Origin of the sequence: Nonomuraea sp. MG754425, assembly GCF_021699195.1 — a bacterium.
GTDB lineage: Bacteria > Actinomycetota > Actinomycetes > Streptosporangiales > Streptosporangiaceae > Nonomuraea.
Genome location: NZ_SSXE01000013.1, coordinates 32,813 through 52,222 on the forward strand (window position 1 = coordinate 32,813; position 19,410 = coordinate 52,222).

Below are 19,410 nucleotides of genomic sequence, written 5' to 3' on the forward strand. Positions count from 1 at the left end.
ATGGGGACGGTGAAACAATCCGTGCTGTCGCTGTCACGCGCCACGGGACGGTTCACGTCGGGGGCGCGCGTGCTGCCGTCGTTCCTGATCACGGGTGCGCAGCGGTGCGGCACCACCTCGCTGTACCGCGCGCTGGCCCAGCATCCGCTGCTGCTCAAACCGGTGCTGCACAAGGGTGTGCACTACTTCGACGTCGCCTACTGGCGCGGGATGTCCTGGTACCAGGCGCACTTCCCGCTGCGGATGGGCGCGGCGCTGCTCGCCCATCGGTTCGGCGCGCGCGCCCAGGCGTACGAGTCCTCCCCCTACTACCTGTTCCATCCGCTGGCCGGGGAGCGCATCGCCGCCGACCTGCCGGGGGTCAAGCTGATCGTGCTGGTCCGCGACCCGGTCGAGCGGGCCTGCTCCGCGCACGCCCACGAGCTGGCCAGGGGCTTCGAGACGGAGTCGCACTTCGAGCACGCCCTGGAGCTGGAGGCCCGCCGCCTGGCCGGGGCCGAGGAACTGCTGCGCGAGACGCCGTACGCGCTGCACCACTCGCACCGCCATCACGCGTACCTGGCCAGGGGGCGCTACGCCGACCAGCTCGACCGGGTGGAGCCGCTGATCGGCCGCGAGCGCATCCTCGTGCTGGACAGCCACCGGTTCTTCGCCGAGCCCGAGGTGGCCTACGACCGGGTGCTGGAGTTCCTGGGGGTGCCGCACCTGGGGTATCCCGTGTTCGAGCGGCACAACGGGCGGCCGTTGCCGCGTACGGTGCCGCCGGTGCTGGGGCAGGCGTTGCGTGACCACTTCGAGCCGTACGACGCGCGGCTGTCGCGCTGGCTGGACGGTGAGCCGTCGTGGCGGCGGTGATCGGGCGCAAGGGGCTGGCCGGGCTTAGCGGGGCGGCGCTGGGGGCGCTGGCGCAGTTCGTCCTGGTGGTGGTGGTGACCAGGGCCTATCCGGCGGCCGAGGCGGGCGCGTTCTTCACCGCGACCGCGCTGGCGCTCATGGTGGCGGGCATCGCGAAGCTGGACGCCGGGAACGGGCTGATCTACTTCATCGCCCGTGCCCGGACGGCTGACTACCACGGCATGTCCGGATATATCCGGGCAGCGCTCGTGCCGTGCGTGGCGGTGGCCGGGGGCGCGGCGCTGGTGCTGTACCCCCGGCTCGGCCCGCTCGCCGCATTGCTGCCCGTCATGGTGGTGGCGGACGTGCTGCTGGCCGCCACCCGCGGGTTCGGGGCCATGCGGCCCACGGTGCTGCTCGACGGGATGCTGGTGCCGCTCTGCCAGGTCCTGCTGGTGGGCGGGGCCGCGCTGGCGGGAGCCTCCGGGTGGGAGCTGACGCTGGCGTGGGGGGTTCCGTACCTGCCGGCGGCGGTCCTGGCAGCCGCCGGGCTGCGGAGGCGGTTGCCGCGCACGCCGTCCCTGCCGGGGACGTGGCACGACCTGTGGCGGCACACCGCGCCCCGCTCGGCGGCGGGCGCGATCCAGGCCGTCTTCCAGCGGCTGGACATCGTGATCGTGGCGCTGCTCGGCGGGCCCGCGCAGGCCGCCGTCTACACGGCCGCCACCCGGTTCAAGGTGCTCGGCCAGCTCGCCAACCAGGGGCTGACGCAGGCCGCGCAGGCCCCGCTGGTCCGGGCCATGGCCGAGGGCGAGCGCGAGCGGGCCGGGGAGCTGTACCAGACGACCACCGCCTGGCTGGTGCTGCTGACCTGGCCGGTGTGGCTGCTCTACGCGGCGCTCGCGCCGTGGCTGCTGCGGCTGTTCGGGCCCGCGTACGGGTCGGCCGCACCCGTGGCACTGGTCCTGTCCGGGACGATGATGGTGGCCACCGCCTGCGGCATGGTGGACGTGGTGCTGACCGCCGCCGGGCACACCACGGCCAGCCTGGCCAACCTGCTGGCCGCGATCGGCTGCACCGTACTGCTCGACCTGGCGCTGATCCCCGCCCACGGGGCGCTCGGGGCGGTCGCCGGGTGGTCGGGCGGCGTGCTCGTCAAGAACCTGCTGCCCCTCTGGCAGCTCCACCGCCGCTACGGCCTGCGTCCCTTCGGCCGCCACACCCTCGCGGCCCTGCGCCGGACGGCACTCGCGTGACCCCCGGACCGGCGGACGCGAGCCCGGTGCTGGTGACCGGGCTGCCGCGCAGCGGGACGAGCTGGACCGGCAAGATGCTCGCCGCCGGAGGCGACCTGGTCTACGTCAACGAGCCGCTCAACCCCCAGCATCCGCCCGGCCGCTGCCCCGGGGTGCTCGACGCGCGGGTGACGCACCGGTTCCAGTACATCTGCGACGACAACTCCGCCGACTGGCTGCCCGCCTTCCGCGACACCGTGGGCCTGCGCTACCAGTGGCTGGCCGAGCTGCGCGCGAACCGCTCCCCCTACGACCTGGCCCGCCTGCTGCGCTACGGCGTCGCCTTCACGCACGGCCGCCTGACGGGACGGCGGGCGCTGCTGGACGATCCGTTCGCGGTGCTGAGCGCCGGATGGTTCGCGCGGCGGCTGGGGTGCCGGGTGATCGCGCTGGTGCGGGACCCGGTGTCGTTCGTGGCGAGCTGGGCGCGGCTGGGGTGGACGGTGCACCTCGACGAGCTGCTGGACCAGCCCCTGCTCGTCCGGGACCATCCCGAGGTGCTGGAGCTGCGGGCGCTGGCCGGGTCACGCGACCGGGCGGCCACGGCGGCGGCGTTGTGGCGGGTGACCCGATCCGTGCTGGCGGGCACACCCGGGATCCTGCTCACCTCCTACGAGTCGCTGGCCGCCGACCCGGTGCCCGGTTTCCGGCGGCTGTACGCGTACGCGGGCCTGCGCTGGACGGCCGGGGCCGAGCGGCGGATCGTCCGGGCCTGCCACCGTCCAGGGGGGCGCTCAGGAGCGGGTTTCGCCTGGTCGGGGCTGTCGCGCACGGCGTACCGGCGGATGGACTCGCGCAGCGCGCTGGCGGACCCGGCCCGGGGCCTCACCCCGCAGGACGTCGCCCGCGTGCGCGCCCTGACGTCCGGTCCCTGAGGCGGGTGAGCAGGCAGCCGCCGAGCAGCCGGGCGGCGAACGGCAGATCGTCCACCAGGTACCGGCGGGCCAGCCGGCCCGGCTCGCCAGCCAGCCGGAAGGCCCACTCCAGCCCGGCGCGCCCGGCCCACCGGGGCGCGCGGGCCACCGCCCCGGCGGCGAACGCGATGGCCGCCCCGCACCCGAGGAACCACGCGTCGGGCAGTTCCGCCCGCAGCCGGGCGATCAGGCGGTCCTGCCGGGGGAAGCCGAGCCCGACGAACACCAGCCGGGGCCGCGCGGCGACCACCGCCCGGCAGACGTCGTCCGTGCCCTCCGGGGTGTCGTCGAACCGGTACGGCGGCGCGTGCACGCCGCGGATCTCGAGCGCGGGATGGCGACCGGCCAGCTCCCGCGCCGCCGCGCGCGCCACCTCCGGCGGGCCGCCGCCGAGCAGGTAGACGGGCCACCCGTGGCCGGCGGCCAGGGCGCTGAGCGACCAGATGAGGTCGGCCCCCGTCACCCGTTCGGGCAGCGGGGTGCCGAGCAGCCGCGCCGCCCACACCAGCGGCATGCCGTCGGGGACGACGATGTCGGCCGAGCACACCAGTTCCCTGAGCGCCGGGTCGGCGGCGGCGGCGCGGCAGATGTCCACGTTGGGGGTGACGATCCGGCCGCCGCGCCCGGCCGCCAGCGCCGCGGCCACCCTGCGGACGACCTCGCCCTCGGTCAGCGCGTCCACCCCGACCCCGGCCACCCGTACCCGCCCGCCCGCCGTCCCTTCGGACGCGCGGGCGGGGACGGGCCCCACGGTGCTCGGGTGCGGGGTCAAATGCCGTGCCCGCGGTCGTGCAGCGCCGACATCACGGTGGGCGCGGTGACCAGGCCCGCGGCCACCGCCAGCGCGAGCGGCACGCGCGGTTCGCCGAGCCGGGACCCGAGCGCGCGGACCGCCCACCGGACGGCCGCCCGCCGCTGCCCCAGCGCGGCGTGGCCGAAGGCCAGTTGACCGTAGACCCGCGCCGCGCCGCGCGGATCCACGGCCAGTTCGGGGTGCCGGGCGAGCATCCACTCCAGCCCGGCGATGCGGTCGGCCCACCGGGTCGCGTAGTGGGACCCGGCCCAGCGCACCCGTACGAGCGGCCGGTCGACGTGGACCAGGGGCCGCCGCTTGGCGGCCCGCAGGGCGAGGTCCCAGTCCTCGTTCTGCCCGCCGGGCGCGCTCTCGTCGGGCCGGAGCAGCCCGCGCGGGAACAGGAACGTCGAGGAGTGCACCATCACCATCCGCGAGCGGACCAGGTCGGCCACGCCGACGCAGGAGGCTCCGGCCAGGCGGGGCACCCGCCGTCCTCGGTGCTCCACCTCGATGCCGCAGCTCGCGAACTCGCCGCCCGCCTCGTCGAGCGCGCGGGCCTGGGCGGCGAGCTTGCCGGGCAGCCACACGTCGTCGTCGTCGCAGAAGGCGATCAGGTCGGTGTCGCAGGCCGCGATGCCGGTGTTGCGCGCGCCGGGCAGCCCGGGGCTGAGCACGTTGGGCAGGACACGCACGGAGTCCGGGACCCCGGCCACGTCGCCGGGCCGCAGACCGTCGGCCACCACGACCACGCTCAGCTCGCCCGCGTAGTCCTGCGCCAGCACCGCGTCGACCGCCTCGCGCAGCCACGCGGGCCGGTCACCGCACGTCGGGACGACCACGCCGACCGACCGGGTCACCGCGCCACCCCCCAGTAGCCGTAGCGCGCCCTGAGCGGCCAGGTGAGGGCGTTGACGACCCGGCGGTGCGCGTCGGGCAGGCCGGAGCGCCACGAGTCGTCCCGCCGCAGCTCCACCCGCCCCACGTGGAAGCGCATCGGGTTGCCGGACGCGGTGTGCGAGGGGCCGAGCCAGACCGTACGGCCGTCGAGGAAGGACAGCTCGGGCTCGGGCAGCCCCAGCCGCCGCGCCAGCCCGGTCAGGGTCTCGGCGGGGGCGGCGAGCAGGTCCTCGTAGCGCAGCCTGGTCACCCGGGCCCCGTGCCCCGGGAGCAGTTCGAGTGCGGTGTTCTGGGCCGACCAGTGCAGGGCGGTACGGGCCGGGCCCCACCGGGTCATCGGCTGCCCGCTCTCGGGCCGCCGCACGGTCCTGCCCCAGGAGTGGGCGACCGCGCGCGGGTCGCGGACCACGTGCACGATCCGCACGTCGACGCCGGCGGCCACCAGGCAGCGGGCCAGCGACGCGTGCTTGCTGGAGTCGACGACCACCGGCGCGCCGGCCGCGTCGTAGAGCGACCGGTAGGCCCGCGTGTACTCGGCCAGGTCGGGATGCGCGATGCGCGCGATCCGGCGGGTGCGATCGATGCTGCGGCGCAGCGCCACCATCCGCTCGGCGAGCCGCGGGGTCCAGCCGCCGAACGCACGCTCCCCGACCTGCCGCCAGAACGGACAGACGGGGAACGCGGAACCGCACCCGCAAAGCTCCCCCGCGAGAACCCCCCGGTCCCACAGATGCACCACCTCACCCAGCGGCGTCACGCCGGGAAGCTCGCCCAGGAGCCTCTCCAGCAGAGTGGTGCCGCTACGGCCGAGGCCGCCCAGGTAGATCACCTGGGCGGACGCGCGATCAGTCACGGAGGAGAGCCTTCGCGTTGTCGAACACGGAACGCGACGACTCTACTGCGGAGAGTAAAGCCCGGGTGCTCCCAACCCCAAAAGATCTACCTAGCGGGCGTCGATGATCATGCCGGCGCCGACCGTGCCGTTCGTGGACTCGTCCACCAGGATGAAGCCGCCGGTCATCCGGTTACGCGCGTAGTCGTCCACGAACAGCGGCTGCGTGACGCGCAGCGACACCCGGCCGATCTCGTTGAGGCCGAGCGAGCCGGCCTCCTCGTCGCGGTGCAGGGTGTTGACGTCGAGCCGGTAGTGCAGGTCGCGGACGAGCGCGCGGGCGGTGCGGGTGGTGTGCTTGATCATCAGCTTGGAACGCGGCGTCAGCTTGAGGCCGTCGGCCATCCAGCAGACCATCGCCTCCAGCTCCTGCGCCGCGCTCGGCTGGTTGTTCGGCCGGGCGATCATGTCGCCGCGCGAGATGTCGATGTCGTCCTCGAAGCGCAGCGTCACCGACATGGGCGGGAAGGCCTCCTCGACCGGCCCGTCGAAGGTGTCGATCGAGGCGATGCGGGTGGTCAGGCCCGAGGGCAGGTGCACCACCTCGTCGCCGGGCTTGAGCACGCCGCCCGCCACCTGTCCGGCGTAGCCGCGGTAGTCGTGGAAGGCCGGGTCGGTGGCCCGCTGCGGGCGGATGACGTACTGCACCGGGAAGCGCACGTCGGTCAGGTTGCGGTCGGAGGCGATGTGCACGTTCTCCAGGTGGTGCAGGAGGGACGTGCCGAGGTACCACGGCATGTTCTCCGAGCGGGAGACCACGTTGTCGCCGTTGAGCGCGGAGATCGGGATGAAGGTGAGGTCGCCGACGTTCAGCTTGGACGCGAACGCCGTGAACTCGTCCCTGATCTCCTCGAAGCGCTCCCGGGAGTAGTCGACCAGGTCCATCTTGTTGACGGCCAGTACCAGGTGCGGGACGCGCAGCAGCGAGGTCAGGAACGCGTGCCGCCGCGACTGCTCCAGCACGCCCTTGCGGGCGTCGATGAGGATGATCGCCAGGTCGGCGGTGGAGGCGCCGGTGACCATGTTCCGGGTGTACTGGATGTGCCCCGGGGTGTCGGCGATGATGAACTTGCGGCGCGGCGTGGCGAAGTAGCGGTAGGCCACGTCGATCGTGATGCCCTGCTCCCGCTCCGCGCGCAGGCCGTCGGTCAGCAGCGACAGGTCGGTGTACTCGGTGCCCCGGTCGCGCGAGGTGCGCTCGACGGCCTCGAGTTGGTCCTCGAAGATCGCTTTGGAGTCGAAGAGCAACCGTCCGATGAGGGTGGACTTGCCGTCGTCGACGCTTCCCGCCGTGGCAAAGCGGAGAATGTCCATCTTTAGAAGTAACCCTCTCGCTTACGGTCTTCCATCGCGGCCTCGGACGCGCGGTCGTCGGCCCTGGTGGCCCCACGCTCGGTGATCCGGGTGGCGGCGATCTCCTCGATGATCTCCTCGATCGTGGCCGCCACGGACTGCACGGCGCCGGTGCAGGTCATGTCGCCCACCGTGCGGTAGCGCACCACGGACTCGAACAGCGGCTCGTCGTCGCCGCGCACCACGACGTCGGAGTCGGGCAGCAGCATGCCGTCGCGCTCGAACACCTTGCGGGTGTGGGCGAAGTAGATGGAGGGGATCTCGATGCCCTCGCGCCGGATGTAGTCCCAGATGTCGAGCTCGGTCCAGTTCGACAGCGGGAAGACGCGGATGTGCTCGCCCTTGCGGATGCGCGAGTTGTAGAGGTTCCACAGCTCGGGACGCTGGTTCTTCGGATCCCACTGGCCGAAGTCGTCGCGGAAGGAGAAGACCCGCTCCTTCGCGCGCGCCTTCTCCTCGTCGCGCCTGGCGCCGCCGAACACGGCGTCGAACTCGTGCTCCTCGATCGCGTCGAGCAGCGTGGTGGTCTGCAGGCGGTTGCGCGAGGCGCGCCGTCCGGTCTCCTCGACGACCCGGCCCTGGTCGATGGAGTCCTGGACGCTGGCCACGACCAGCCGCGCGCCCAGTTCGGCCGAACGGCGATCGCGGAACTCGATGACCTCGTCGAAGTTGTGCCCCGTGTCCACGTGCATCAGCGGGAACGGGATCGCGGCGGGCCAGAACGCCTTCTCCGCGATGCGGAGCATGACGATCGAGTCCTTGCCGCCGGAGAACAGCAGACAGGGCCGCTCGAACTCGGCCGCCACTTCACGCATGATGTGGATGGCCTCTGCTTCGAGCACGTCGAGCTGCGACGTCGTGTAGTCGCGCTGCAGCATGGAGCTTCCTCCGGCGGGTTCAGCGGTGCAGGTCCCGGATGCCGGCGAGCAGGGATGCCGCCAGCTCCGGTAGGGAAACCAGAATATCCGGTAGCGAGGGGTCGGCTTGGTTGTAGGTCGCCTCCGAGCCGTCGATGCGGCTCGCGTGGGCCCCCGCGGCCAGCGCCACGGCGACCGGCGCGGCGGAATCCCACTCGTACTGACCCCCGGCGTGTACGTACGCCTCCACCTCGCCGGTGAGCACGGCCGAGATCTTGGCCCCGGCCGAGCCGATCGGCACGAGGTCGGCCCCGACGAGGTAGGCCAGCTTCTGCACGAACTCGGGCGGCCTGGTGCGGCTGACCGCGATGCGGAAGCGGCCCTTCTCGTAGGAGGGCAGTTCGGGCGGCTCGGCGGTGGTCAGCGTACGGCCCTGGGCGGGCAGCGCCACGGCTCCCGCGCTCAGCCGGCCGCGCTCCCACAGCGCCACGTGCACCGCCCAGTCGGAGCGGCCCTCCTCGGAGAACTCCCGGGTGCCGTCGAGGGGATCGACGATCCAGACCCGCTCGGCCGTCAGCCTGCGGGGGTCGAGGCGCTCCTCGCGGGTGGCCTCCTCCGACAGCACGCTGTCGCTGGGCCGCAACCGGCCGAGGGAGTCCATGAGGTAGACGTGGGAGGCGCGATCGCCTTCGGCCCGCAGCGCGGCGGGGTCGCCGAACCCCGTGCGCTCGCGGATCCGCAGCAGCCGCTCCCCCGCCTCGGTCGCCAGGTCGGCGGCGAGGGCGTGGTCGTCGCGAATCGTCATCAATATGCTCCTTGCCCACGGGCGACGGCCGACCAAGTCTTCCACAGGATCTGGAGGTCGAGGGTGAGGGACCAGTTCTCCACGTAACGCAGGTCTAGACGGACGGATTCCTCCCACGATAGGTCAGATCTTCCACTGACCTGCCACAGCCCGGTCAGCCCGGGGCGTACGAGAAGGCGTCGGCGCACGTCGTCACCGTAGCGCGCCACCTCCTCCGGCAGCGGCGGCCGGGGGCCGACCAGCGACATGTGTCCCAGCACGACGTTGATGAGCTGCGGCAACTCGTCCAGCGAGTGCCGGCGCATCAGCGTGCCGAGCGGCGTGACCCGCGGATCGTTGCGGATCTTGAACAGCACCCCTTCGCGGTCGCTCACCAGCGTGATCTTCTGCTCCTCGGAACCGCGCCGCATCGTGCGGAACTTCAGGATCGTGAACAGCCGCCCGTCCCGGCCCACCCTGGTCTGGCGGAAGAGCACGGGCCCGGGGCTGGTCGTCCGTACGGCCACCGCGAGCCCCGCCAGCACCGGCGCCAGCGCCACCAGCAGCGCGGCGGCCACGAGCCGGTCGAAGACGTTCTTGACGAGTTGCCTGGCCCCGCCCAGCTCGGGGTGCTCGACGTGCAGCAGCGGCATGCCGGCCACCGGCCTGATCGTGGTGCGCGGGCCCGCGACGTCCATCAGCGCGGGGGCCACGACCAGTTCGGTGTCGGTGCGCTCCAGCCGCCAGGCCAGCCGGCGCAGCGCCTGGCCGTCCATCTCGGGGCAGGCCAGCACGGCGACCGTGTCGGCCGCGCACTGCTCCACGACGATCGGCACGTCGCTGAGGTCGCCCGCGACCGGCACCTCCTCGACCCGCTGGCCGGGGTGCCCGCCGGGCAGGCAGGCGGCCACGACGTCCATGCCGTGGTGGCGCTCCCTGCGGAACAGCCGCACCAGCTCGGCAATCGAGGCCGCGTGGCCGACGGCGACCACCTTGCGCATGCACGCGCCCGCGGCCCGGCGGCGGTGCAGCGAGCGGCGCAGGGCGTACCTGAACACCAGGCTGCAGAGCGTGACCAGCGGCAGGGCCAGTACGACGTAACCCCGGGCGACGTCGGTCTTGGTGACGTAGGAGCCGATCGCGGTCGCCGCGGTCAGCGCCACCCCGGCCTGCACGACCCGGCGGAACTCCTCGGAGCCGACGCCGAGCATGCGCGGCTCGTAGGCGCGGGCCAGCGCCACCGCGCAACACCACACCACCGGCAGCGCCAGGCTGACCAGCAGGTACGGCAGCACGTAAGGCGTCAGCCCGCCGAACCTGACCGTGAACGCGGCCCCGGCCCCGATCCAGGCCCCGCACAGGTCGCCCAGCACGGCTCTCAGCCGGTAGGAGCCGACCCAGGAGGGCGTGCGCGGCCTGGCCCCCCAGCGGACGCTCTGACCGGCCCAGACCACGGTCAAGAGCCCTTCACCGCGCACGCATTGCCTCCAGGTGTGACCACTCCTGAACGGACAGTCACCAGATCGTAGCCGCGTGACGGCCGCCGAACCGGCGAACGTCCCTATGCGGTGATCAGCGAGGAGGGCCGGAAATGTGCAGATCGGCGCGGTGGAAGTCGTTCTGGGTGACCTCCAGGCCACGGGCCATCAGCGACTCGACCACGTCGGCGGCCCGGTCCACGAGGAAGGGCAGGTCCTTGCGCTCCATGGTGGCGAAGTCGCGCAGCACGAACGAGGCCGCATCCATGCGGCCGGGCGGGCGGCCGATGCCGAAACGCACCCGCAGGTAGTCGCGGGTGCCGAGGACCTTGGTGATCGACTTGAGCCCGTTGTGGCCGTTGTCGCCGCCGCCGAGCTTGGCCCGCAGCGCGCCGTACGGCACGTCGAGCTCGTCGTGGACCACGATCAGCCGCTCGGGGCCGATCTTGTAGAAGTCGGAGAGCGCCTTGACGGGCCCTCCGGAGAGGTTCATGTACGTCAGGGGCTTGGCCAGGACGGCGGCGCTCGTCTCGCACACCTCGGCCCGGCTCTTGTGCGCCTTGAACCGCCCGCTCGCCCTGGCGGCCAGCTCGTCGAGCACCATGAAGCCCGCGTTGTGCCGGTTGCCGGCGTATTCGGCCCCCGGGTTGCCCAGTCCGGCGATCAGCCAGCGATCCATGCGTTCCCCTAACAACCCTGACAGCCCCGGCAGCCTCCCGGCGGCCCGGCCCTTCACAGCGGAACGGGGCGGGCCGATTCCGGCCGCCCCGTTCGCGAGTGGACGTCGCCTACTCGGCGGACGCCTCGGCGCTCTCGGCGGCCTCGGCGACCTCGCCCTCGGCAGCCTCCTCAGCGGGAGCCTCGACGGGCTTGCTGATGACTTGCAGCACCACGGCCTCGGGGTCGGCCACGAGCGTGGCGCCCTTCGGGAGCTGGAGCTGCGCGGCGGTGATCGCGGTGCCGACCTCCAGGCCCTCGACGTCGACCTCGACGCCGGTCGGGATGTGGGTGGCCTCGGCCTCCACGGCGACGGAGACGAGCTGCTGGTCGAGCAGGCCCTCGGAGTTGACATCGCCGACCGTGGTGACCGGGATCTCGACCGTGACCTTCTCACCGCGCTTGACCAGGAGCAGGTCGACGTGCTCGACGAAGCCCTTGATCGGGTCGCGCTGCACGCCCTTGGGCAGGGCGAGCTCGTCGACGTCGGTGCCCTTGAGGTGGATGAGCACGTTGGGGGTGCGCAGCGCGAGCAGCACCTCGTGACCCGGCAGGGTCAGGTGCTTGGGGTCGATGCCGTGCCCGTAGAGGACGGCGGGCACCTTGTCGTCGCGGCGGATCTTGCGAGCGGCGCCCTTGCCGAACGTGGTGCGTGTTTCGGCGGCGATACGTACTTCGGACACGACATCTCCTAGGGATGCGGTAGACGGATCTTCGTGCGCTCTCCCTCATCCGCCCTAGCGGGAGGCGTTACGAGCGCAACCCTGACATCCTAACGGCTCAGGTGTCGCCCTCGAACAGGCTCGTGACCGAGCCGTCCTGGAAGATCTCCGTGATGGCGCGTGCGATGAGCGGCGCGATCGACAGCACGGTGAGCTTGTCGAACCTGGCGCTCTCCGGCAGCGGCAGCGTGTTGGTGACGATGACCTCGGAGATCCTGGAGTTCTTCAGGCGATCGACGGCGGGGTCGGAGAAGACCGCGTGGGTGGCGGCCACGATGACGTTGGTCGCGCCCTGCTCGTAGAGGGCGTCGCTGGCCTTGCAGATCGTGCCCGCGGTGTCGATCATGTCGTCGATCAGCACACAGGTGCGCCCGCGTACCTTGCCGACGACCTCGCTGACCTTCACCGAGTTGGCCACGTCGAGGTCGCGGCGCTTGTGGATGAACGCCAGCGGCGTGCCGAGCGTGTCGGCCCAGCGCTCCGACAGCCGCACGCGCCCGGTGTCGGGCGAGACGACGGTGGTGTGCTCCAGGTCGAGCTTGTTCTTGAGGTAGCTCTCCAGGACCGGCATGGCGAACAGGTGGTCGACCGGGCCGTCGAAGAAGCCCTGGATCTGCGAGGTGTGCAGGTCGATCGACATCAGCCGGTCGGCGCCCGCGGTCTTGAACATGTCGGCGATGAGCCGGGCCGTGATCGGCTCGCGTCCGCGGCCCTTCTTGTCCTGCCTGGCGTAGCCGTAGAACGGCATGACCACGGTGATGCGCTTGGCGGAGGCCCGCTTGAGCGCGTCGACCATGATGAGCTGCTCCATGATCCACTTGTTGATGGGCCCGGTGTGGCTCTGGATGACGAAGGCGTCACAGCCGCGTACGGACTCCAGGTAGCGGGCGTAGATCTCGCCGTTGGCGAAGTCGATGAGTTTGGTGGGGGTAAGGGAGACGCCGACATGCTCGGCGACCTCCTCGGCCAGCTCCGGGTGGGCTCGCCCGGAGAAGAGCATGAGGTTCTTCTCTCCGGGCTGCTTGATGCTGGTCATGACTTTTTCTCCCGCTGTTCTTGCTCGTCGAGCGCCCGCTGCGCGGCCGCGGCCGACTTCGTCCCCGCGCGCCGGCGCACGACCCATTTCTCGATGTTGCGCTGTCGCGCTCGTGCCACGCCGATGGCGCCGGGGGGGACGTCGTCGGTGATGGTCGAGCCCGCGGCCGTGTAGGCGCCGTCGTTGACCGTCAGGGGGGCCACGAGCATGGTGTCGCAGCCGACGAACGCGCCGTCACGCACGGTGGTGTGGTGCTTGTTGACCCCGTCGTAGTTGACGAAGACCGTGGAGGCGCCGATGTTCACGTCCTCGCCGATGGTGGCGTCACCGGCGTAGGTCAGGTGCGGCACCTTGGAGCGCTGGCCGACCTTGGTGTTCTTCATCTCGACGAATGTCCCGGCCTTGGACCTGCGGCCGAGTACGGTGCCGGGCCGCAGGTAGGCGTACGGGCCGACGTTGGCCTCGGGGCCGATCTCGGCGTGGTCGGCGACGGCGTTGCGGACCACGGCGCCCTCGCCGACGAAGGTGTCGGTGAGCGTGGTGGCCGGGCCGACCTCGGCGCCGGACTCGACGACGGTGGCGCCGTGGAGCTGGGTGCCGGGGTGGACGACGGCGTCGGGCCCGATCCGGACGTCGACGTCGATCCAGGTGGTGGCCGGGTCGACGACGGTGACGCCGGCGCGCATGTGCCGCTCCAGCAGGCGCTGGTTGAGCACCTTGCGGGCGGCGGCGAGCTGGACGCGGTCGTTGACGCCCTCGACCTCGACGAAGTCGCCGGCCACGCACGCGCCGACCCGGTGGCCGTCGCGGCGCAGGATGGCCAGGACGTCGGTGAGGTACTCCTCGCCCTGGGCGTTGTCGGTGGACACGCGCTTGACGGCGTCGGCGAGGAGCGCGCCGTCGAAGGCGTAGATGCCGGAGTTCATCTCCTTGATGGCGCGCTGCCCGGGAGTGGCGTCCTTCTCCTCGACGATCTCCAGGACGGCGCCCGCGTCGTCGCGGATGATCCGGCCGTACCCGGTCGGGTCGGGCACCTCGGCGGTGAGCACGGTGACCGCGTTGCCCTCGGTGGCGTGCCGTTCGAGCAGGTCGGTCAGGGTCTGGGTGCGTAGGAGGGGCACGTCGCCGTAGGTGACAAGGACGGTGCCGGAGATGGTGCCGACCTCTTCGAGGACGGTCCGCACGGCGTGACCGGTGCCGCGCTGCTCGTGCTGGACGACGGCGCGCGCGTCGGGGCTGGTGTCGGCCAGGTGGCCGGCGACCCGTTCGAGCGCGTGCCCGACGACGACGATGAGCTGCTCGGGACCGAGGTCGCGGGCGGCGGCGAGCATGTGGTCGACCAGCGCGCGGCCGCACACCTCATGCAGGACTTTCGGAGTCTGGCTCTTCATCCGGGTGCCCTCGCCGGCGGCGAGGACGATCACGGCTGCCGGGCGCGGCACACTCACGGGTTGAGGCTCCCTGTGACTGGACGGATCGGGCTTGGTACGTCTGCTCAGGGCATTCGGTACGTCAACCGCACCGCTACCCTCCCGACACCGTGAGGATACCTGGCTTGCCCCAGAACATTCTCTTGGGGCGTGCCTTCAAGGCTCCCGGAAGAGGACTCGAACCCCTACAAAGTGGACCAAAACCACTTGTCCTGCCGATTAGACGATCCGGGACAGATCGGACGCGTGATGTCCGACACCCCCTACGATACCGACCCCGCACAGGCGCGCGCGCCCGGATTACCGCTCCCGCCACGCCGGAACGCCGCTGGACTTAACAGACCGCCCGAAACGGCGCAAGACACGAAACCCACTCACCTCGCCCCACCTCACGTCACCTTCGGCACATTCCGATCTTAGGTCTTCCTTACTTACGCTGGCGTAGGTTACGGTTGCGTAGCCCGGACATTCAATCTCATACATGCCGTTGGAGGTCGCCGATGACCGTTATCGCCGAGCGCTCGTCACCCACCCCGAAGCCCGAGTTCGAAGCCGAACCGAAGTCAAAGTCCGAAATTGTCATCTTCGGCCTGGTCGTCGGGCTGCCCCTGGTCGCCATCGCGGCGGCCGTGCCGTTGGCGTGGGGCTGGGGGCTCGGCTGGACGGACATCGCCATCGCCTTCGTCTTCTACGTGATCACGGGCCTGGGCGTCACCGTGGGCCTGCACCGCTACTTCACGCACGGCTCGTTCAAGGCCAAGCGCCCGATGAAGATCGCGCTGGGCATCGCGGGCAGCCTGTCCCTGGAGATGTCCGTGCTGGACTGGGTGGCCACCCACCGCAAGCACCACAAGTTCTCCGACAAGGAGGGCGACCCGCACTCGCCGTGGCGCTTCGGCCCCGGCTTCAAGAACATGGCCAAGGGCCTGCTCTACGCCCACATGGGCTGGCTGTTCGAGAGCGAGCGCACCAACAGGGAGAAGTACGCCCCCGACCTGTCCCAGGACCAGGACATCGTCAAGCTGCACAAATGGTTCAGCGCGCTCGCGCTCACCTCGATCCTGCTGCCCGGCGTGCTGGGCCTGCTGCTCACCTGGTCCTGGCAGGGCGGGCTGACCGCACTGTTCTGGGGCTCGCTCGTCCGCATCGGGCTGCTGCACCACGTGACCTGGTCCATCAACTCGATCTGCCACGTCTTCGGCGAGGAGGACTTCCAGGTCCGCGACAAATCGCGCAACGTGTGGTGGCTGGCCATCCCGTCCTTCGGCGAGTCGTGGCACAACCTGCACCACTCCGACCCGACCTGCGCCCGGCACGGCGCGCTCAAGGGCCAGATCGACCTGAGCGCCGGCCTGATCCGGATCTTCGAGAAGCTCGGCTGGGTGTACGACGTCCGCTGGCCGACGCCGGAACGCCTGGCGGCGAAGCGCATTGCCTAGCGGCGATCAGCCGGTGAGCGGTAGCGGGTTAACGACCGTCATTATGGAAACCGTGACCGAACCCCGATCTCGCAGGCGCATGTCCGGTAGCGAGCGAAGAGAGCAGTTGATCCACATCAGCCGCACCCTCTTCGCGGAGAAGGGGTTCGACGGGACCTCTATCGAGGAGATCGCCGCCACCGCGCAGGTGTCGAAACCCGTGGTCTACGAGCATTTCGGCGGCAAGGAGGGCGTCTACGCGGTGGTCGTCGACCGCGAGATGCAGAAGCTGCTCGGCATGATCACCGAAGGGCTGTCCGCCTCCCACTCCCTGGTCAAGCTGGAGCGGGCCGCGCTGGCCCTGCTCCGCTACATCGAGGAGAGCAGCGAGGGCTTCCGCATCCTGGTCCGCGACTCGCACGCCGCCTCGGGCACCGGCAGCTTCGCCAGCCTGATCAGCGAGATCGCCAGCCAGGTCGAGGACGTGCTGGCCGACGAGTTCGCGGGCCGCGGCTACGACCCCAAGCTGGCGCCGATGTACGCCCAGATGCTGGTGGGCATGGTCGCGCTGACCGGCCAGTGGTGGCTCGACGTGCGCAAGCCGGGCCGCGAGGAGGTCGCCGCCCACCTGGTCAACCTGGCCTGGAACGGCCTGACCGGGCTCAACCCCAACCCGGCGATCACCGTCACCAGCCGGGGCCACGCGCCGCCGGTCAAACCGCCGCAGCAGCGTCCGGCCAGCGAGAAGGAGTTGCGCGAGCTGGAGAAGGCCCGCGAGAAGGAGATCAAGGAGGCGGAGAAGGTCCGCCAGCGGGAGCTCAAAGAAGCGGAAAAGGCCCGGGTGCGCGAGCTGAAGGAGCGCGAGCGGCTGCTGAAGGAGGCGGAGAAGGCCCGTGAGCGCGAGGAGAAGATCCGCCAGCGGGAGGTCCGGCTGGCCGAGCGGACCGCGCGTCTCGAACAGGTAGATCATCCGGATTGACTCTTGATCGAGCCTGGGGCGCGGAGTGACGATTGGGTTGAGCTGGGCTGACCTTTTCGGGTAAGCCGTTGCGGCTACGTTAACGTGCTGTTCAACCAAACGGGGCAACATACGCCATATGTCCGCGGAACCGTTCCAGTCTGCCAATGACCTGCCGCTGCCACAGGAGCGGTTTCTCAACCGCGAGGAGAGCTGGCTCCAGTTCAACCTGCGCGTGCTGGAACTGGCCGAGGACGCCTCCCTGCCGCTGCTCGAACGAGTACGGTTCCTCGCCATCTTCGCCAGCAACCTGGATGAGTTCTTCCGGGTCAGGGTCGCCGGGCTGAAGCGGCGCATGGCCACCGGCCTGCTGCTGCGCACCAAGAGCGGGCTCAAGCCGCGCGAGGAGCTGGTCCGCATCGCCGCCATCGCGGACGAACTGGCCAGGCGGCACGCCGCGGCCTTCCACCAGCAGATCAGCCCGCAGCTCGCCGCCGAGGGCATCGAGATCGTCCGGTGGGACGACCTGGGCCGCGAGGAGCGCACCGAGCTGCGCAAACTGTTCAGGGAGCGGATCAGGCCGGTGCTGACGCCGCTGGCCGTGGACCCCGCCCACCCGTTCCCGTACATCTCCGGGCTCAGCCTGAACCTGGCCGTTCTGGTGCGGAATCCGGAGACCGATCACACGGTGTTCGCCCGGGTCAAGGTTCCCTCGCAGTTGCCCAGGTTCGTCCATGCGTCCAAGGACCGGTTCGTGCCGCTCGAAGACGTCATCGCCGCCCATCTGGGGCAGCTCTTCAAGGGCATGGAGATCCTCCAGCACCACGCCTTCCGGGTGACCAGGAACGAGGATCTCGACGTTGACGAGGACGTCACCGAGAACCTCATGCAGGCCCTGGAGAAGGAGCTGCTCAAGCGCCGCTTCGGGCCGCCCGTACGGCTCGAGGTGGAGGACACGATCACACCCGAGGTGCTGGCGCCGCTGGTGGAGGAGCTGGAGCTGGCCCCACACGAGATCTACCGGCTGCAGGGGCCGCTCGACCTCACCGGCCTGCACGCCATCGCCGACCTGGACCGGGGCGAGCTGAGCTACCGGCCGTTCGTGCCGGCCGAGGTGATCAACGCCGAGGACGACATCTTCTCCATCCTGCGCGAGCGCGACGTGCTGCTGCACCACCCGTACGACTCGTTCGCCACGAGCGTGCAGCGCTTCATCGAGGTCGCCGCGAACGACCCCCGCGTGCTGGCGATCAAGCAGACCCTCTACCGCACCAGCGGCGACTCCCCCATCGTGGACGCGCTCATCGACGCCGCCGAGGCGGGCAAGCAGGTCGTGGTGGTCGTGGAGATCAAGGCCCGCTTCGACGAGCACGCCAACATCTCCTGGGCCCGTAAGCTGGAGCGGGCCGGTTGCCACGTCGTCTACGGCGTGGTCGGCCTCAAGACCCACTGCAAACTCGCCCTCGTCGTCCGCCAGGAGTCCTCGGGCGAGCTGCGCCGCTACTGCCACATCGGCACCGGCAACTACAACCCCAAGACCGCCCGCCAGTACGAGGACTTCGGCCTGCTCACCGCCGACCCGCTGGTCGGCGAGGACGTGACCGACCTGTTCATCCACCTGACCGGCTACTCCCACCACTCCGCCTACCGGCGACTGCTGGTCGCGCCGCACTCGATGCGCAGCGGGCTGGTGGCCAGGATCGAGCGGGAGATCGCCCACCAGCAGGCCGGCCGGCCCGCCCGGATCAGGATCAAGACCAACTCCCTGGTGGACGAGCCGATCATCGACGCCCTCTACCGGGCGTCCAGGGCGGGCGTGCAGGTGGACCTGTGGGTGCGCGGCATCTGCATCCTGCGGCCGGGGATCCCCGACCTGTCGGAGAACATCCGCGTGCGCTCGGTGCTGGGCCGCTTCCTCGAACACTCCAGGGTGTACGAGTTCGGCCTGGGCCGGCGGCCCGAGGTGTGGATCGGCAGCGCCGACCTGATGCGCAGGAACCTGGACCGGCGCGTCGAAGCCCTCGTCAAGGTGACCGCGCAGCAGCACAAGGCGTACCTCATCGAGCTGATGGACCAGGTCATGGCCGAGACCACGAACACGTGGTGGCTCAACTCCGACGGCACATGGGTGCGCTTCCAGGGCGAGGACCTGCAGAGCCGGCTCATCGGCACCCGCCGCTGGAGGACCGTTGATGACTGACCTGCTCCGCGCCGCCGGAGCCGTGGTCTGGAGAGGTGACGAGGCCGCCCCCGAGGTGGCCGTCATCCACCGCCCCCTCTACGACGACTGGACCTTCCCCAAGGGCAAGCTGAAGCCCGGGGAGCACGTGATCGCCGGGGGCCTGCGCGAGGTGCGCGAGGAGACCGGCCTGACGGTGCTGTTCGGGCGGGCGCTGCCGCCCGTCCACTACCTCAGCTCCGGCCAGCTCAAGCGGGTCGACTACTGGGTGGCGCGGGCCACCGGCGACGACGGGTTCGAGCCCGGCGAGGAGGTGGACGAGCTGCGCTGGCTGCCGGTGCCGGAGGCCAGGCGACTGCTGACCTACGAGTGGGACGCCGGGCTGCTGCGGGCCCTGCGCGCCGCGCCCCTCGACACGGTGCCCCTCGTCCTGGTGCGGCACGGCTCGGCCGGCTCCAGGAGCGAGTGGCGGGGCGACGACGCGGCCCGCCCGCTCGACGCCGCCGGGCTCGCCCAGGCGGCGGCCCTGGCCACCGCCCTGCCCGCCTACCGGCCCGAGCTGCTGCTGAGCTCGCCCAGCGTCCGGTGCGTGCAGACGCTGGAGCCGTTCGCCGCCGGGGCCGCGATCAGGACCGAGCCGCTGCTCAGCGAGGAGAGCCAGGACCCCGAGAAGACGCCCGAGCTGGTCGGGAAGGTGCGCGTGCCCGCGGCCGTGTGCAGCCACCGCAGGGTGCTGCCGGGCCTGATCGACACCCTGACCGGCAAGGACGTGCACCTGCGCAAGGGCGCGTTCGCGGTGCTGCACCGGGCCGGCGGGCGGGTGGTCGGCGTCGAGCGCTATCCGGCCTGA

At 71.1% G+C, this 19,410-nt stretch carries 18 protein-coding genes and 1 tRNA gene; 7 read left to right on the forward strand and 12 right to left on the reverse strand.

From position 1 onward, the window contains the following. From FAF44_RS06770 to FAF44_RS06780, 3 genes are read left to right on the forward strand one after another with little or no spacing between them, the layout of a single operon-like run. A complete protein-coding gene (locus tag FAF44_RS06770) occupies positions 1–855 on the forward strand; it encodes a sulfotransferase (RefSeq protein ID WP_237102206.1) in 855 nt (284 codons plus the stop codon). Next, positions 843–2,090 (forward strand): lipopolysaccharide biosynthesis protein, encoded by a 1,248-nt coding sequence (locus FAF44_RS06775; RefSeq protein WP_237102162.1) that lies wholly within the window; start codon positions 843–845, stop codon positions 2,088–2,090. The genes FAF44_RS06770 and FAF44_RS06775 overlap by 13 nt, the downstream gene beginning before the upstream one ends. After that, a complete protein-coding gene (locus tag FAF44_RS06780) occupies positions 2,087–3,004 on the forward strand; it encodes a sulfotransferase (RefSeq protein WP_237102163.1) in 918 nt (305 codons plus the stop codon). The genes FAF44_RS06775 and FAF44_RS06780 overlap by 4 nt, the downstream gene beginning before the upstream one ends. On the opposite strand, the gene FAF44_RS54475 is transcribed toward FAF44_RS06780, so the two are convergent. From FAF44_RS54475 to FAF44_RS06845, 12 genes are all read right to left on the reverse strand, one after another. Beyond that, positions 2,955–3,794, reverse strand: a complete 840-nt coding sequence (locus FAF44_RS54475) for a WecB/TagA/CpsF family glycosyltransferase (protein WP_308193289.1) — start codon at positions 3,792–3,794, stop codon at positions 2,955–2,957. The genes FAF44_RS06780 and FAF44_RS54475 overlap by 50 nt on opposite strands. A 17-nt stretch (positions 3,795–3,811) precedes the next feature. Beyond that, positions 3,812–4,696 (reverse strand): glycosyltransferase, encoded by an 885-nt coding sequence (locus FAF44_RS06795; RefSeq protein WP_237102164.1) that lies wholly within the window; start codon positions 4,694–4,696, stop codon positions 3,812–3,814. Further along, complete coding sequence (locus FAF44_RS06800; protein WP_237102165.1) at positions 4,693–5,589, reverse strand: sulfotransferase; 897 nt, start codon at positions 5,587–5,589, stop codon at positions 4,693–4,695. Before FAF44_RS06800 ends, FAF44_RS06795 begins: the two co-directional genes overlap by 4 nt. A 90-nt stretch (positions 5,590–5,679) precedes the next feature. Further along, positions 5,680–6,942 (reverse strand): sulfate adenylyltransferase subunit CysN, encoded by a 1,263-nt coding sequence (cysN, locus tag FAF44_RS06805; RefSeq protein ID WP_237102166.1) that lies wholly within the window; start codon positions 6,940–6,942, stop codon positions 5,680–5,682. A gap of 2 nt (positions 6,943–6,944) precedes the next feature. Further along, positions 6,945–7,859 (reverse strand): sulfate adenylyltransferase subunit CysD, encoded by a 915-nt coding sequence (gene cysD, locus FAF44_RS06810; protein ID WP_237102167.1) that lies wholly within the window; start codon positions 7,857–7,859, stop codon positions 6,945–6,947. A 19-nt stretch (positions 7,860–7,878) separates the two neighbouring features. Beyond that, the gene (locus tag FAF44_RS06815) at positions 7,879–8,643 is read right to left on the reverse strand and encodes a 3'(2'),5'-bisphosphate nucleotidase CysQ (protein WP_237102168.1); all 765 of its coding nucleotides are present in this window, start codon (positions 8,641–8,643) and stop codon (positions 7,879–7,881) included. Continuing rightward, positions 8,643–10,076, reverse strand: coding sequence for a sugar transferase (locus FAF44_RS06820; RefSeq protein WP_237102207.1), 1,434 nt, complete (start codon positions 10,074–10,076; stop codon positions 8,643–8,645). Before FAF44_RS06820 ends, FAF44_RS06815 begins: the two co-directional genes overlap by 1 nt. Before the next feature lie 118 nt (positions 10,077–10,194). Continuing rightward, on the reverse strand, positions 10,195–10,779 hold the full coding sequence (pth, locus tag FAF44_RS06825; RefSeq protein WP_237102169.1) for an aminoacyl-tRNA hydrolase: 585 nt from the start codon (positions 10,777–10,779) through the stop codon (positions 10,195–10,197). 109 nt (positions 10,780–10,888) lie between these two features. Continuing rightward, positions 10,889–11,500, reverse strand: coding sequence for a 50S ribosomal protein L25/general stress protein Ctc (locus FAF44_RS06830; RefSeq protein ID WP_237102170.1), 612 nt, complete (start codon positions 11,498–11,500; stop codon positions 10,889–10,891). A 97-nt stretch (positions 11,501–11,597) separates the two neighbouring features. After that, on the reverse strand, positions 11,598–12,575 hold the full coding sequence (locus FAF44_RS06835; protein ID WP_237102171.1) for a ribose-phosphate diphosphokinase: 978 nt from the start codon (positions 12,573–12,575) through the stop codon (positions 11,598–11,600). Beyond that, a complete protein-coding gene (gene glmU / locus FAF44_RS06840) occupies positions 12,572–14,023 on the reverse strand; it encodes a bifunctional UDP-N-acetylglucosamine diphosphorylase/glucosamine-1-phosphate N-acetyltransferase GlmU (protein ID WP_237102172.1) in 1,452 nt (483 codons plus the stop codon). Before glmU ends, FAF44_RS06835 begins: the two co-directional genes overlap by 4 nt. Positions 14,024–14,167: 144 nt before the next feature. Beyond that, positions 14,168–14,239: transfer RNA gene (locus FAF44_RS06845), tRNA-Gln, on the reverse strand. 266 nt (positions 14,240–14,505) lie between these two features. Between FAF44_RS06845 and FAF44_RS06850 the strand changes: the two genes are divergently transcribed. The 4 genes from FAF44_RS06850 (at position 14,506) to FAF44_RS06865 (ending at position 19,410) form a co-directional block, all read left to right on the forward strand. Beyond that, entirely contained in the window at positions 14,506–15,444 is a 939-nt protein-coding gene (locus FAF44_RS06850) for an acyl-CoA desaturase (protein ID WP_237102173.1), read from the forward strand. Between the two features lie 79 nt (positions 15,445–15,523). Further along, positions 15,524–16,402 (forward strand): TetR/AcrR family transcriptional regulator, encoded by an 879-nt coding sequence (locus FAF44_RS06855; RefSeq protein ID WP_237102208.1) that lies wholly within the window; start codon positions 15,524–15,526, stop codon positions 16,400–16,402. A gap of 118 nt (positions 16,403–16,520) precedes the next feature. Next, positions 16,521–18,581, forward strand: a complete 2,061-nt coding sequence (locus tag FAF44_RS06860; protein ID WP_237102174.1) for an RNA degradosome polyphosphate kinase — start codon at positions 16,521–16,523, stop codon at positions 18,579–18,581. Then, complete coding sequence (locus tag FAF44_RS06865; RefSeq protein WP_237102175.1) at positions 18,574–19,410, forward strand: NUDIX hydrolase; 837 nt, start codon at positions 18,574–18,576, stop codon at positions 19,408–19,410. Before FAF44_RS06860 ends, FAF44_RS06865 begins: the two co-directional genes overlap by 8 nt.

Excerpts from the sequence above, each read along its gene's own strand:
- FAF44_RS06770 (WP_237102206.1), top strand. The coding sequence starts at position 1 with ATGGGGACGGTGAAACAATCCGTGCTGTCGCTGTCACGCGCCACGGGA.
- cysN (WP_237102166.1), bottom strand. The coding sequence starts at position 6,942 with ATGGACATTCTCCGCTTTGCCACGGCGGGAAGCGTCGACGACGGCAAG.
- cysD (WP_237102167.1), bottom strand. The coding sequence starts at position 7,859 with ATGCTGCAGCGCGACTACACGACGTCGCAGCTCGACGTGCTCGAAGCA.
- FAF44_RS06815 (WP_237102168.1), bottom strand. The coding sequence starts at position 8,643 with ATGACGATTCGCGACGACCACGCCCTCGCCGCCGACCTGGCGACCGAG.
- pth (WP_237102169.1), bottom strand. The coding sequence starts at position 10,779 with ATGGATCGCTGGCTGATCGCCGGACTGGGCAACCCGGGGGCCGAATAC.
- FAF44_RS06835 (WP_237102171.1), bottom strand. The coding sequence starts at position 12,575 with ATGACCAGCATCAAGCAGCCCGGAGAGAAGAACCTCATGCTCTTCTCC.
- FAF44_RS06850 (WP_237102173.1), top strand. The coding sequence starts at position 14,506 with ATGACCGTTATCGCCGAGCGCTCGTCACCCACCCCGAAGCCCGAGTTC.
- FAF44_RS06855 (WP_237102208.1), top strand. The coding sequence starts at position 15,524 with ATGTCCGGTAGCGAGCGAAGAGAGCAGTTGATCCACATCAGCCGCACC.
- FAF44_RS06860 (WP_237102174.1), top strand. The coding sequence starts at position 16,521 with ATGTCCGCGGAACCGTTCCAGTCTGCCAATGACCTGCCGCTGCCACAG.
- FAF44_RS06865 (WP_237102175.1), top strand. The coding sequence starts at position 18,574 with ATGACTGACCTGCTCCGCGCCGCCGGAGCCGTGGTCTGGAGAGGTGAC.